General features: G+C 66.5%; 12 protein-coding genes. 8 read left to right on the forward strand and 4 right to left on the reverse strand.

The features are described 5' to 3' along the window. Positions 1–15 precede the first annotated feature (15 nt). The 4 genes from A6F68_RS06665 to A6F68_RS06680 are packed head-to-tail and all read right to left on the reverse strand — an operon-like array spanning position 16 to position 3,670. Positions 16–600: a hypothetical protein gene (locus A6F68_RS06665; protein ID WP_067677624.1), complete on the reverse strand. Its 585-nt coding sequence runs from the start codon at positions 598–600 to the stop codon at positions 16–18. After that, positions 597–1,130: an RNA polymerase sigma factor gene (locus A6F68_RS06670; protein ID WP_067677627.1), complete on the reverse strand. Its 534-nt coding sequence runs from the start codon at positions 1,128–1,130 to the stop codon at positions 597–599. The genes A6F68_RS06665 and A6F68_RS06670 overlap by 4 nt, the downstream gene beginning before the upstream one ends. 49 nt (positions 1,131–1,179) lie before the next feature. Next, the gene (locus A6F68_RS06675) at positions 1,180–1,686 is read right to left on the reverse strand and encodes a GreA/GreB family elongation factor (RefSeq protein WP_067677629.1); all 507 of its coding nucleotides are present in this window, start codon (positions 1,684–1,686) and stop codon (positions 1,180–1,182) included. Positions 1,687–1,693: 7 nt separating this feature from the next. Further along, positions 1,694–3,670, reverse strand: coding sequence for a lytic transglycosylase domain-containing protein (locus A6F68_RS06680; RefSeq protein WP_067677633.1), 1,977 nt, complete (start codon positions 3,668–3,670; stop codon positions 1,694–1,696). Positions 3,671–3,772: 102 nt separating this feature from the next. On the opposite strand from A6F68_RS06680, the gene dapA reads away from it, so the two are divergent. The 8 genes from dapA (at position 3,773) to recA (ending at position 13,989) form a co-directional block, all read left to right on the forward strand. Further along, entirely contained in the window at positions 3,773–4,654 is an 882-nt protein-coding gene (dapA, locus tag A6F68_RS06685; protein WP_067677637.1) for a 4-hydroxy-tetrahydrodipicolinate synthase, read from the forward strand. Between the two features lie 29 nt (positions 4,655–4,683). Continuing rightward, on the forward strand, positions 4,684–5,955 hold the full coding sequence (locus A6F68_RS06690) for a hypothetical protein (RefSeq protein ID WP_198152699.1): 1,272 nt from the start codon (positions 4,684–4,686) through the stop codon (positions 5,953–5,955). A 45-nt stretch (positions 5,956–6,000) separates the two neighbouring features. After that, a complete protein-coding gene (gene smpB, locus A6F68_RS06695) occupies positions 6,001–6,483 on the forward strand; it encodes an SsrA-binding protein SmpB (protein ID WP_067677643.1) in 483 nt (160 codons plus the stop codon). Between the two features lie 39 nt (positions 6,484–6,522). Then, on the forward strand, positions 6,523–7,116 hold the full coding sequence (locus A6F68_RS06700) for a DUF2062 domain-containing protein (protein ID WP_067677647.1): 594 nt from the start codon (positions 6,523–6,525) through the stop codon (positions 7,114–7,116). Continuing rightward, positions 7,113–9,569, forward strand: a complete 2,457-nt coding sequence (locus tag A6F68_RS06705; RefSeq protein WP_067677650.1) for a hybrid sensor histidine kinase/response regulator — start codon at positions 7,113–7,115, stop codon at positions 9,567–9,569. Before A6F68_RS06700 ends, A6F68_RS06705 begins: the two co-directional genes overlap by 4 nt. A gap of 85 nt (positions 9,570–9,654) precedes the next feature. After that, the gene (locus A6F68_RS06710) at positions 9,655–11,178 is read left to right on the forward strand and encodes a DUF4139 domain-containing protein (protein ID WP_067677653.1); all 1,524 of its coding nucleotides are present in this window, start codon (positions 9,655–9,657) and stop codon (positions 11,176–11,178) included. An 11-nt stretch (positions 11,179–11,189) separates the two neighbouring features. Then, positions 11,190–12,785 carry a DUF4139 domain-containing protein gene (locus tag A6F68_RS06715; RefSeq protein WP_067677656.1) on the forward strand — a complete coding sequence of 532 codons (1,596 nt, stop codon included), beginning with the start codon at positions 11,190–11,192 and terminating at the stop codon, positions 12,783–12,785. A gap of 133 nt (positions 12,786–12,918) precedes the next feature. Then, the gene (gene recA, locus A6F68_RS06720) at positions 12,919–13,989 is read left to right on the forward strand and encodes a recombinase RecA (protein WP_067677659.1); all 1,071 of its coding nucleotides are present in this window, start codon (positions 12,919–12,921) and stop codon (positions 13,987–13,989) included. Positions 13,990–14,100 lie beyond the last annotated feature (111 nt).

The raw sequence follows: 14,100 nt of genomic DNA on the forward strand, positions 1-14,100 counted from the left end.
ATACCCGGCCTGTCGCTAGCCCGCGATAAGCGCATCGATCTCTTCGATCTGCCGCTGCAGTTCGCGCGCGGCCATCTGGTTGATCCACCATACCCCGACCGAGATCGCCAGCAGCACGCCTCCCGACAGCAGGAGCCGGAAGAAGGCTTCGCTCCCGACCGCGGGCGGATCGAGCACGATCGGCGACGCAAAGAACAGTGCCATGCCGGGAAGGAAGGGCGCGATGTACCAGCCGAACACGCCCTTCAGCGCGTCTCGCTGCCGAGCCAGCGCAGCCCGCTGGTGCACGAGGACGGGTACGGCGCCGGCTTCACAATCGTCGGGCAGGTTGCCCGCCCTGCGATGCAATTGCCACAGAACGTAGATCGTCGCGGCGATGATCATGGCCGAAGCGATCTGCATCGGCACCAGCGGTACCGAGATCAGCGTGAAGCCGAACCCGGCAACCACGAACACGCCCGCCGCATACTCGAGCACGTTGCGCCGCGCGATCCGGCGACGGAAGCGGTCCGACCGTGCGCGCAGCGTTTCGAGGGGGGGCAGGGCAACAGCCGTGTCCGCGGATTGCCAGCTCTCACGAGCGAATTCTTCAGGGGTCATGCGTAAATCTCCTTCGGCGTTTCGAAGGCTTGCGCGAGCAAGGCTTTCAAGCGGTGGATACGAGTGGCGACGGCACCGGCGCTCAGGCCGGTCACCTCGCCGATTTCGGCGGCGGTGAGATCTTCAAGATAGAGCAGCATGACCTGTCGATCGGTCGGGGCGAGCCGATGGATGGTCGCCATGAGCCGCGCCAGAGTTCGCGTGTCATCGGTTGCCGTCTCGACATCCGCTGGTTCCGCCAGCATGTCGATGTCGTCCAGGCTGATGAGGCCGCCGCCCCTGATCCTCCGTCTCGCCAGGATATGGCTGACGGCGACATTGTGCGCGATCCGGTAAACCCAGCTGCGCACCGAACACTGTCCCTCGAAATAGGCGAAGCTGCGCCAGAGCGCCGCATGGATCTCCTGCACGAGATCGTCAGCCAGCGAGGAGTCCGCCTCAAAGCCGCGCGCCAGTCGCGCGATCGCGCCGGAAAATTCCTGCGCGGCCTGATGATAGGCGTCGTCCTGCGATGGCAATTGTGCGCGCACCAAATGTCCCCCGTCGTTCGATAGGGTAGTCGCGCGGCCGGGCGATGTCTTACAGGTCGGGTGAAATTTTCTCGTTCAGCGGCGAATAGTCGATCGTCACGACCTCCCATTCCTTATGTCCGCCGGGCAAGCGAACGGTCCGCAGGTCACCCACGCCGGCACCGCGGAGCGCGCGGGCGAGCGGGCTCGACCAGCCGATCCGGCCGGCGCTCGCGTCCTGTTCGTCATCGCCGACCAGGGTCACCGTCAGGCGCGCGTCGTCCTCGTCGGCGAGCGTGAGGGTCGCGCCGAAGAACGCGCGCGATCTGTCCGGCTGATTTACAGGATCGACGACGCGTGCGGCCTTCATCCGCCGCGAAAGGTGCGCAAGCTCGCGGTCGATCTCGCGCATGCGCTTGCGGCCGTAGAGGTAATCGCCGTTCTCGCTGCGGTCCCCGTTGCCCGCGGCCCAGCTCACGATCTCGACGATGGCCGGGCGCTCGGTGCCGAGCAGGTGGTCGTAGCGCGCCTTCAGCGCGGCAAGGCCTGCGGGAGAAATCGGATTGTCCGCCCCCACGACCCGGTCAGCCGGGGGAGCGCTTGCCGATGAACTGCGTGACGCCCTTGGGCGCCGCGCCATAGCGAATGCGGTCCGGATGCAGCGCTTCGTAGACGACCGCGTTCTCGATCACGCGCTGGACGTAGTTCTTGGTCTCGAAGATCGGAATCTCCTCGATCCAGCGGAGCCAGTCGACTGCACCGGTGCGCGGATCACCGTTGGCGCGAAGCCACTTGTTCACGTTCCCGGGACCGGCGTTGTAGGCTGCCACGGCCAGCGGATAGCTTCCGCCGTAATAGTCCATCATCCGCGCGAAGTACCCGTCGCCGAGGCGGATGTTGTACTGCGGGTCGGTCATGAGGCTGGCGCTCATGTAGCTCATGCCCATCTTGCCCGCCTGCTCCTGCGCAGTGCCGGGCATCAGCTGCATGACGCCGCGCGCACCAGCGTGGCTGATGCGGTTGATGTCGAACTCGCTTTCCTGCCGCGCGATGGCGTGAACCATCGTGTAGTCCGCGCCCGGAGGAGTCGCGATCACCGGAAAGCCGACGTGGGTAAAGCCCTCGATACCCTTTTCGGGCGCCGTACGACCGATCACGACCGCCAGTTCCTCGAGCCCGAGCTCGCGCGCCAGGTTGGCCGCGAGCTGGTATTCGGCCGCGTCCTTCGCATCGTCGGCGAGCGCGGTGAAGAAGTAGCGTTCGGTGCGCCAGTCGATCCCGGTGCGCGCAATCGTGCGGATCGCGGCGGCCAGCGGGCTCGCGTTGAAGGCTGCAGCCTGCTGCGGGCTCACTTGGGTCAGCGAGATCTGCTTGAACTGGGGCAGCGGCCGCCCGAGCCGCTCGAGCGCGAGTTGCCCGTAGAAGTACTCGGGATACCGCGCCGCCATCTCGAAATAGCGGTTCGCTTCCGCCTGGTTGCCCGCACGCGCAGAGGCGTTGCCGGCCCAGTAGAACCCCTTCGAGCGGGTCTGCGGCGTGCGCGCGGCGTTGCCGTAACGGAAAAACAGCGGAGCGGCCTGGTTGCCGTCGCCCATCTGCCACAGCGCCTTGCTGCCACCGAGCCACATCAGCGAGGTGTAGTCGTCGCGCAGCTTGTAGCTGAGGCCCGAGATGTCTGTGCCAGGCTCGAACAGGTCGTCGACCTTGCCCGCGATCGAGGCCGCTACGCTCGCGCCGGCACCGCGGGCCTGGACGAGCATTTCGGTGACCATGTCCTCCGCGTCGTGCGGCGGGTGGGCGAAGTTGCCCCGCGTGGCGAGCAGCTGCTGCCCGCGATACCCTTCGCCGGTCTTCCGGTAATGCCGGGCAAGGCGATAGACGTAGCCGGGATCGCTCATCAGGTCGGCTGGAACCGAAAGGCCGACCATCTGCGGCAGGTTGCCTTGGAGCAGCGAGAGATGCGCCATGTACCGTTCGCGCCTTTCCAGCGGAACGAGCTCCATGTGACGCGCCGCCGCCTCTCCTTCACCCTGCCAGAGTAGCGCACGCATGCGTTCTTCGTGATCGGCCGAGGTAAACGCGCTGCCGAACAGGCCGGTGAGGTAGGCTTCCGAGGGGGAGCTCATCTTGCCGCCGCGCCACGCCTCGCGCGCCACATCACGCGCCTGCGGCCGGTTCAGCGTCGACAGGGCTAAAGCATATCGCGCGCGGGCCGGATTGGTCTGCGGCGGGAAACGGTCGAAGAAAGCGGCGATCTGTTCGGGCCCGGGTGCATCGCGGTCGAGTGCGCGTTCGGCGTAGGATCGGATCAGCTCCATCCGCGGATAGGTCGGATAGGCGAGCGCGAAACCCGCATAATCGGTGAAACCGAGCCGGTCGTTCGTCGTCAACTGCTGCCAGCGCGAAACGGCCGCGGCGGCCTGAGTGGGCTGCGAGGCGACCATCATCGCGCGTCCCGCGTCGGCCGGGGATTGGGCGATCAGCGGGCCGGGCGCCGAAGCCAGGGCGACCGCGATGATGTAGCGAAACGAATTCAGTCCTTTACCGAGCATGCTGGACATTCTGCCTATCGGCTCCTTATCACGCGATGAATATATCTGCCCCGGGCGCGACACGGCCACCCCCTTGCGTCGCGTTATGGGACCAACGAAGGCGACGCGGCAATGTTCTCGGGCTCGATTCCCGCTCTTGTGACTCCTTTTCGCGACGGATCGTTCGACGAGCGCGCCTTTCGCAAGCTCGTCGACTGGCAGATCGAGCAGGGATCGAAGGCGCTCGTGCCATGCGGCACGACCGGCGAGGCGTCCACGCTGTCCAATGCCGAGCACCACCGGGTGATCGAAGTCTGCATAGAGCAGGCGGCGGGCCGGGTCCCGATCATCGCCGGTTGCGGCAGCAACGACACGATGAACGCGCTGCTGCACATGAACTTTTCGAAGAAGGCCGGAGCGGCGGCGGCGCTGTGCGTCGCGCCCTATTACAACCGGCCCAAGCAGAAGGGCCTGATCGCGCACTTCAGCTACCTGGCCGAACATAACGACCTGCCGATCGTACTCTACAACGTGCCCGGCCGCACCGTGACCGACATCCTGCCAGAGACGGTCTGCGAACTCGCAAAGAAGTACCCGAAGCAGATCGTGGCTATCAAGGATGCGAGCGGCGACCTGTCCCGCGTGACCGATCACCGGATGGGAATCGGCAAACACTTCTGCCAGCTTTCGGGCGACGACGAGCTGGCGCTTCCTGCCAATGCGGCGGGAGCAGTCGGGTGCATCTCGGTCACCGCCAACGTCGCTCCGGCGCTCTGCGCGGAATTCCAGGCAGCCTGCGCTGCAAACGACCTGGCCCGCGCGCGCGAGCTCAACGACCGGCTTTATCCACTGCACTACGCCATGTTCGAGGATGCGAGCCCGGCACCCGTCAAGTACGCACTCAGCCGGCTGTTTCCGGAAATCAGCCCGGCCGTCCGCCTGCCGCTCGTCGAATGCAGCGACGAAGCGAAAGCGGCGGTCGACGCCGCGCTCGAACACGCCGGGCTGGTTTGATGCGTACGGTAATTGGAGGCCTTCTGGCGATGACTCTTGGCGCTTGTGCCACCGTGCCGCCGGCCAGCGACAGCCTGGACGCGATCGGCCGCGACTACGTGCTGCTCCAACTCACCATCGGCGAGAAGGAAGAGGGCTACATCGACGCCTATTACGGCCCTGAGACTGCGATGGCGCAGGCGAAGGCCGACGCGCCCGCCGCGACGCTCGATAGTCTGTCGGCGCGTGTTGCCTGGCTCGAAACCCGCGTCGCGCCTTTCACCGACGACGGGAAAGCCGCGCTGACCCTCGAGGAGCGCCGGGCCCGGTTTCTCGCCGCGCAGCTCGTCGCTGCGCGAACCCGGCTCAGGATGATGCGGGGCGAGACGCTTTCGTTTGCCGACGAGGCCGAAGGGCTATTCGGCGTACGACCCGAGTTGCCGCCTCTCGAATCGTTCGATCCGCTGGTCGACCGGATAGAGGCGCTCGTACCGGGCGAAGGTCCGATCTGGCAGCGGCTCGAGAGCTTCCGTTCTCGCTTCAACGTGCCGGCGGACAAGGTCGAACCGGTGATGGTTGCCGCGATTGCCGAGTGCAAGCGGCGCAGCGGTGCCTACATAGCGATGCCCGCGCACGAGAATTTCGAACTCGCGCTCGTCACCGACAAGCCGTGGGGCGGTTACAACTACTACCAGGGCAAGGCGCGCTCCAAGATCGAGATCAACACCGATCTGCCCATCCGGCTCGACCGCGCGATCGACCTGGGCTGCCACGAAGGCTACCCCGGGCACCACGTCTACAATGCGCTGCTGGAACGCGAGCTCGTCGACGAAAGGGGCTGGCCGGAATTCGCCGTCTATCCGCTCTATTCCCCGCAGTCGTTCATCGCCGAAGGGTCGGCCAACTACGGCATCGAGCTGGCGTTCCCCGGCAAGGAGGCGCTCGCCTACAACCGTGATGTCCTGGCGCCGATCGCCGGTATATCGGGCGAGGGGCTCGACCGGTTCCTCGAACTCGGAGATTTGACGGGCAAGCTGCGCGGCGCGCAATATACCATCGCGGCGCGCTTTCTCGCGGGCGAGATCGACGAAGCGGCAGCGAGCGAGCTGCTCCAGCGGTACAACCTCGTTTCGCCGGAGCGGGCGAAGCAGTCGCTGCGTTTCATCAAGAGTTACCGCAGTTACATCATCAACTACGGCCTCGGACTGGACATGGTGCGCGGCTATGTCGAGGCGGCGGGACCGGGACAGGACGTGCGCTGGCGGCGGATGGAACAGCTCCTGAGCATGCCGATGCTGCCGAGCGACCTGACCGTGCGCTGAGCGGGGTTTCGCTTTGCATCGAGGCGGCCTACATGCCCCCGCCTGATGGCCCGTCCCAAGCCCGAAACCTTCGACAAGCAGAAGACCGTCGCCGAAAACCGGCGCGCGCGGTTCGACTATTTCATCGATGACAAGTTCGAGGCTGGGCTGATGCTCACCGGGACCGAGGTCAAGGCCCTGCGTGCGGGCGAGGCGACGATCGCGGAAAGCTATGCCGAGGTGCGCGGCGGCGAAGTCTGGCTGGTCAATTCCAACATTCCCGAGTTCAGCCACGGCAACCGCAACAATCACGAGCCCCGGCGCCCCCGCAAGCTGCTCCTCAATGCGCGCGAGATCGCCAAGATGACCGGCGCGGTCGAACGCAAGGGCATGACGCTCGTGCCACTCTCTATATATTTCAACGGCAAAGGCCGCGCGAAAGTCGAGCTGGCGCTCGCCAAGGGCAAGCAGGCGCAAGACAAGCGTGCGACGATCAAGGATCGCGACTGGAAACGCGACAAGGCGCGTCTCATGCGTGACCGCGGCTAGCCGCCGCGCCCCGCAGCCTTTAAGAGACGTATCAAGACGATGCTTGCCAAGACTTCCGCCTGGATCCAACGCAACATGCCGACGCGCGAGCAGATGCAGCGCAGCCGGTGGACGCGCCCGTTCGCGAACCGCATCATGCGATCCGAGCTGTGGCGATTCACGCGCCGCTCGGTCCCGCGCGGGGTAGCCCTCGGTATGCTGGTCGGCATCATTATTCCCTTTGCGCAGATCCTGTTCTCGGCCCTGCTGTGCCTCCCGGTGCGCGCCAACGTTCCGGTCGCGGCGCTGACGACTTTCGTCACCAACCCTATCACCACCCCGCTGATCTGGATCCTGTCGTACAACGTCGGATCGTGGATGCTGCGGGTGGACGCCGCGACGGTGATAGCTCCGGTCAACAAGGCGATGGAGCATTCCGAGTTCGGCGACATGCTCCAGTGGTTGACCGGCGCGACGCTGGTCACGGCGTTCGGACTGGTCGTGGTCGCGGCAGTCGCCGCCGCGGCGAGCTATGTCGCGACGAGCTTCTCGTGGCGCTACATCGTCGCTGCCAAGCGCAGGCGCCGCCTGATGGAACGGCGCATACGCCGCGGGAGCGAGGAAGCGGAATTTCCCCCGACGGGCATCGAATGACCGTCACGGCGCAGCGCACTACGCCGCTTTATGCGGTGCTTGGCGTTGCCGCGCTGGTCAGTGCGGCGGTGGTCTGGCTAGCGAGCGGCGAGCTGGTGGCGGCAGCCTCGTTCCTCGGCGGCGTGGCAGTCCTCATCGTCGCCGCGAACGCCATCGCGCGCGCACAGCCGACCGATCGTGGGGAAGAGCTCGCGCCGCCCGACTGGTCGGTAACGGTCGCGGCGATCGAACGCCCGGGCGAGGCGGTGGCCATCGTCGACCGGGCCAACCGGCTCGTCTGCGCCAACCGCGCCTACTCCGACTGGTTCGGTGCCGGCAATGCGCCGCCGAACCTTCAGCTCGACCGGCCTGCGCTCGAGGCACTGGCGCGCGCCGCGCGTGAAGCCTGGCGCGAGGGCAGCGGCGAGGCGGCGGGAATCGACAGCGCCGACGGAACCCGACGATGGACGGCGCGTGCCGAACGGGCAGGTCGCGGCGAGGACTACCTTGTCTGGCGGTTCGAGGGTCAAGCCGAAGAGGATTTCGTCGCCGATCTGGGGCGCGCGCTGGCGGGGCCGCTGGGGCACTTGCTGTCGCGCAGCGGGATCGAGGCGGCACTCGTCGGGTCGGACGGGCTGGTCCGCGCGACCGCGCCCGGCTTTGCCGTGCGCGTCGCGGGCGATGCGTCGGCGACAATGGCGGGCCAGGATTTCGCCAACCTTCTTCGATCGGATGAGCGCGACCGGATATTCTTCGCCCGCGAAGGGCGGCGCGGAAGCCCGCAGACGCTGATCCATGTGCCCCTTGGGGAGGTCGCAGCGACGCGTGCTCCCGACGCCGATGCCGGACCGAGCCTGATGCTGCTGGTCGATGCGGGAGTCGGTCTGGGCGGTGCAGGTGAATCGGCCGGTTCCGCTGCCACCCCGCAGCTCGAGGCCCTGCTCGGCGCCCTTCCGCTGGGCCTCGCGATGACCGACCGCGACGGGCGGTTCCTTTTCGCGAACACTCCGTTCCGCCGCGCGGCGGGTATTGCCGACAAGCCCCTGCCGCCGTTCCCCTCGGATCTGGTCGTGCGCGAGGACAAGGGCCCGGTGGTCGACGCCGTGCGCCGTTTCGGCAAGGGACCGGCGAGTGCGACCGACATGGCGATACGCCTGCGCGGGACTCCCGACGATCCCGTATCGCTCGGCATTGCCGGTGTTCGCGGGCTGGGCGACGCGGCAGTCCTGCTGAGCCTCGTCGATTCGACCGAGGAGACGCGGCTCAAGCGGCAGGTCGCCCAAGCGACCAAGATGCAGGCCGTTGGGCAGCTCGCCGGGGGTGTCGCGCACGATTTCAACAACGTGCTGACCGCCGTGATCGGCACCTGCGACCTCATGCTGCTGCGCCACACCCCGGGCGACAGCGACTACGACGACATCCAGCAGATCCGCGCCAATTCCAACCGAGCGGCGGCGCTCACCCGCCAGCTGCTCGCCTTCAGTCGCCAGCAGACGTTGCGGCCCGAAGTGCTCCAGGTGCCCGATGTGGTCAGCGAGGTCAGCCAGCTGCTCAAGCGCCTGCTCGGCGAGAAGATCGAATTGAAGGTCCACCACGACCGCGAGCTCGGCCCGGTGCGGGCCGACCCGCAGCAGCTGGAGCAGGTCATCGTCAACCTCGCCGTCAACGCGCGCGACGCGATGCAGGCGAAGGGAGATGGATCGGGCAAGCTTTCGCTAGCCACCCGCAGGGTGACGGCCCGCGACGTGCGCAAGATGGGCAGCGAGATCATTCCCGAGGGCGAATACACCGTGCTCGTCGTACAGGATTCGGGCGGCGGCATCCCTCCGGAACACCTCGGCAAGATCTTCGAGCCCTTCTTCACCACCAAGCAGCAAGGCCGCGGCGGAGCCCAGTCGATGACGATGGGCGGGACCGGGCTGGGCCTGTCGACCGTCTATGGCATCGTCAAACAGTCCGGTGGCTTCATCTTTGCCGACAACATCCCGGCGACCGCGGGCTCGCGCGCCGGGGCCCGGTTCAGCGTCTACCTTCCGGTCTACAGCGGCGAGATGCCCGCTCGCGCGCCCAAAGCGGAAGCCGCGCCGACCGGCGAGTGGTCGGGCGGGGGCAAGATCCTGCTGGTCGAGGACGAGGACATGGTCCGCGCGGTCGCCGAGCGGGCGCTCACGCGCGCAGGCTATTCGGTGACCGCGTGCGCGGACGGGGAAGAGGGCCTCGCGGCGGTCGCCAATGGCGGCGAATTCGATATCGTCGTCTCCGATGTGGTCATGCCCGGGATGGACGGCCCGGCGATGGCGCGCGCGATCCGCAAGGCCAAACCGGCACTGCCGATCCTCTTCATGTCGGGCTACGCCGAAGAGCAGCTGCGCAACGATATCGACATCGCCGACATGCATTTCATTGCCAAACCCTTCAGCGTGCAGCAGATTTCCGACAAGGTCGGTGCCGTGCTGGGCGCCGCGCGGGGGTAGTGCAAAGCCGTTCAGCTTCCCGCAAGACTGAGGATACAATGTTACATCGGTCGCTGACCGTGCGGCTGCATGAGGGGAACTGTCGATGCGCTTGAAGCACCTGAGCCTGGCGGCTGCCGCCGTTTGCGCCACCGCCGCATATGCCCAGAACTCTGCAACGCCTGCCGAAATCGGACCGACCGCTCAAGGCGATCTCGACGTCACGATCTACAACAACGGCATCGCCCTGGTGCAGGACGTTCGCCAGCTCGACATCGCGAACGGGCGCAGCCGGATCGAGTTTCCCGACGTATCGGCGCAGATCCGGCCCGAAACCCTAAGCTTCAACGCCGCCGGGGCAGGGATCGTCGAGCAGAACTTCGATTTCGACATCCTGACCCCCACCAAGATGATGGAAAAGGCGATCGGCCAGACCGTCACGCTGATCCGCACGAACCCCGCGACCGGCGCCGAGACGCGCGAGCGCGCCACCGTGCTTTCGACCGCGGGCGGGGTGGTCGTGCGCATCGGCGACCGTATCGAGGTCCTGCGCGACGACGGCCTGCCGGTGCGGGTCATTTTCGACCGCGTCCCGCCGAACCTCCGCGCGCGCCCGACGCTGTCGGTGACCGTCGAAAGCGACCGCGGCGGCACCCGCCCCGCTTCGATCCGCTACCTGACCGGCGGCCTCGGCTGGTCGGCCGACTACGTCGCGCTCTACGACGAGGCCAAGGGCACGACCGACATGCAGGGCTGGGTCACGCTGACCAACCAGACCGGAACGACGTTCAACAACGCCGACACCGTCCTCGTCGCGGGCAGTCCGCAGGCGAGCGGGGGCAACAGGATGGTGCGTGGCCGTCCCATGCCGCCGCCACCGCCACCGCGCCCCGGCAATTTCGTGCCCGGCACCGAGACCGCAGACCGTGAGCGCCTTGGCGATTACTACCTCTACCCGCTGCCCGGCCGTACCACGATTGCCAACGCGCAGACCAAGCAGGTCAGCTTTCTCGACGTCCAGGCGGTGCCCGCCAGGAAGGTCTACGCCCGCAGCGTCGGCTGGCTCTCGAGCGACGACCAGCCGGTCAACGTCTCGAGCGCGATCGGGTTTTCGACCTCTCGCGAGCAGGGCCTCGGCGATGCGCTCCCGGCAGGTACGGTGCGGTTCTACCAGCGCGACCGCAACGGCACCCCGCAGTTCGTCGGCGAAAGCAGCATCGGCCACACCCCGATGGGAAGCGCACTGACACTGACCACCGGCGATGCGTTCGACGTCTTCGTTCAGGCCGAGGTGGTGAGCCGCGAGAAGATCACTTCGGGCGAGTGGGAAGCCTCGAACCGCTACCGCGTGATCAAGGACGGCGAGGTCGTCCGCGAGGTGACCAGGGAGCGCGCTGTCGAATACTGGCGCACGACGATGCGTTACACCTTCACCAACGCGAAGCCGACGCCTGTCGAAGTGGAACTGACCCAGGGCGGGCTCGACCGCGGCTGGTGGAGCCGCGACTTCCGGGTGACCAGCGAGGACGTGAAAGGCGAGCAGATCAATGCCGACACGCGCAAGTACCTCGTCACCGTTCCCGCGAACGGCAAGCGCGAGGTACGCGTCACCTACGAGACACGGTACTGAGGAGGCGCGCGGTGCGCCGCCTCCTGATCGGTCTGCTGCTCGCGGGCATCGCCGCGCCGCCGCTCGTGGCGCGCGAGGCGGTCGACGCGTCCGAGCCTACGAAGCTCGCGGTCACGGTCTATCGCGATCCCAACCGCGGTCCCGACGAGGCTATGCGCCGTGACTGGCCGCAGGGCTTCGCCATGATCAGCGAGACCCGTCAGGTCACCCTCCCGCCGGGCGAATCGACGATCAGGTTCGAGGGCGTCTCCGAGGGATTGGTCGCGGTGACGGCGATCGTCACCGGGCTGCCGGGCGGCACGATCGAGAAGAACCGGAACGCAGACCTGCTGAGCCCCGGCGCGCTGGTCGACGGCACGCTGGGCAACCGCGTGACCGTTACCCGCACCAATCCCGCCACCGGAGAGGAAACCCGCGAATCGGCGATCGTGCGCACCCGCGCCGATGGCGGGCTGGTGCTCCAGACGAGCGCGGGGTTCGAGGCGGTCGGCTGTTCGGGCGTGCCCGAGAAGCTCGCTTTCGACCGCGTCCCCGCCGGGCTGTCCGCACGGCCGGTCTATTCGATCGACACGGCGAGCCCGCAGGGCGGCACCTACACGGTGACGCTCACCTACCTTTCGTGGGGCTTCGACTGGCAGGCGCACTATGTCGCGACGCTCGATGAAGGCGGGTCGGCGGACGATGTCCGGATGCGCCTGACGAGCTGGCTGACGCTGGTCAACGACAACAACCAGACTTTCGCCGACGCCCAACTGATGGCGGTCGCAGGGCGCCTCAAGGTCGAGAGCGATTTTCGCGGACTGTCCGATCCGCCTGACGGGAAGCCGCTGCAACTGATCTGTTATCCCTTGGGTCGGACTGCGGATGGGTCGCCGCTGCCCTACTACCGCAGCGACGGGCACTATCCGCCGCCACCACCTCCGCCGCCGCCCCCGGCTGCAGTGACGATGATGGAAGAGAGCGCCGCGATCATGGTCACGGGCTCGCGGATGTCGAAAGCGGCGATGGTGGCGCGCGAGGAGGACCTCGCCGATCTCAAGCTCTACCGCGTGCCCGAGCCGGTCACCGTGTCCGCTCAGAGCCAGAAGCAGGTCGCCTTCCTCGAGCGCGAGAGTGTGGAGGGCAAGCTGTGGCACACGACCTACTGCGCGCCGTGGCGGGCTGAGAGCGAGCCGCAAGGGACCCGCCTCCTGCTGACGACGGTCAACGACCGGAAGCATGGCCTCGGGCTCGCCCTGCCGACCGGGGGAATCACCGTGTTCGAATCGACGCCCGACGGCGAACTGCTGGTCGGTGAAGAGCGTCTGCGCGACTATGCCGCTGGCCAGGACGTCGAAATCGAAATGGGGACGAGCGCCCAGGTATTTGCTGCCTGTTCGGCCGAGGCCGACGCGGAGAAGCGCAAACGGGGCGACAAGGTACCGATGAAGCTGGTGGTCACCAACGCCAATCCCTCGGCCGCGAAACTGCGGGTAACGCTCGGCGGCTCGGCGGCGCGAATCGGAGGTCTTCGCGGCGTGCGGATCAAGGATGGCGCGCGGATCTACGAAACCACCGTGCCGGCCAACGGGACCCGCGAACTGCGCTGGACGATCGTCGACGAGTAAGCCGCTGACGCGCCTGTAGGAATTTTTTCGTTCCACTCTTGTTCTCATGGAACAAAGCAGATACATATCCCTTCGGGTGACAGGTGGCCGCCAAATCTCCGGCGGCTCTAGGCAAAGCGCGAAAGGGTGTGTCATGGCGGCTTCGAATCTCAAGCTGGTGGAAGACAAGAACTTGGATACGGACCGTCAGAAGGCGCTCGACGCCGCGCTCGCACAGATCGACCGCGCATTCGGCAAGGGCTCGGCGATGAAGCTGGGCCAGAAGGAAACGATGCAGGTCGAAACGATCTCGACCGGCAGCTTGGGGCTCGACATCGCGCTTGGCGTGGGTGGCTTGCCCAAGGGCCGCGTGATCGAGGTCTACGGACCCGAGAGCTCGGGCAAGACGACACTGGCGCTGCACGTTCTGGCCGAGTGCCAGAAGAATGGTGGTACGGTCGCCTTCGTGGACGCCGAGCACGCGCTCGATCCCGTCTATGCCAAGAAGCTTGGCGTCAATATCGACGAACTGATCGTCTCGCAGCCCGACACCGGCGAACAGGCGCTTGAGATTGTCGACACGCTCGTGCGTTCGAACGCGATCGACGTGCTGGTGGTGGACAGCGTCGCCGCGCTGGTCCCCCGGGCCGAGATCGAAGGCGAGATGGGCGACAGCCACGTCGGCCTCCAGGCTCGCCTGATGAGCCAGTCGCTGCGCAAGCTCACCGGCTCGATCAACCGGTCGAAGTGCATGGTGATCTTCATCAACCAGCTGCGCATGAAGATCGGCGTGATGTACGGCAATCCCGAGACCACGACCGGCGGCAACGCGCTCAAATTCTACGCCTCGGTCCGCCTCGACATCCGCCGCACCGGCCAGATCAAGGATCGCGACGACATCATCGGCAACACCACCCGCGTGAAGGTCGTCAAGAACAAGGTCGCTCCGCCGTTCAAGCAGGTCGAATTCGACATCATGTACGGCGAGGGCATCTCGAAGATCGGCGAGATCCTCGACCTCGGCGTCAAGGCTGGCATCGTCGAGAAGTCGGGCTCGTGGTTCAGCTACGACAGCATCCGCATCGGCCAGGGTCGCGAGAACGCCAAGACGTACCTCAAAGAGAACCCCGAAGTTTGCGACAAGTTGGAAGCCGCGATCCGTGGCCGGACCGACGCCGTCGCCGAGGAGATGATGACGGGTCCGGACGCGGACGACGACGCCTGATCCTCAACCGCGGGCGCACTCCCCCCTCCCAGCGCCCGTCGAACCGGAAAGCCGGTGCGAGTGTCCTAGCGGCCCGCACCGGCTTTTCCGTTTCTGCAATAATGGCATGTG

The sequence above is a fragment of the Tsuneonella dongtanensis genome (genome assembly GCF_001698205.1).
Taxonomy (GTDB): Bacteria; Pseudomonadota; Alphaproteobacteria; order Sphingomonadales; family Sphingomonadaceae; genus Tsuneonella; species Tsuneonella dongtanensis.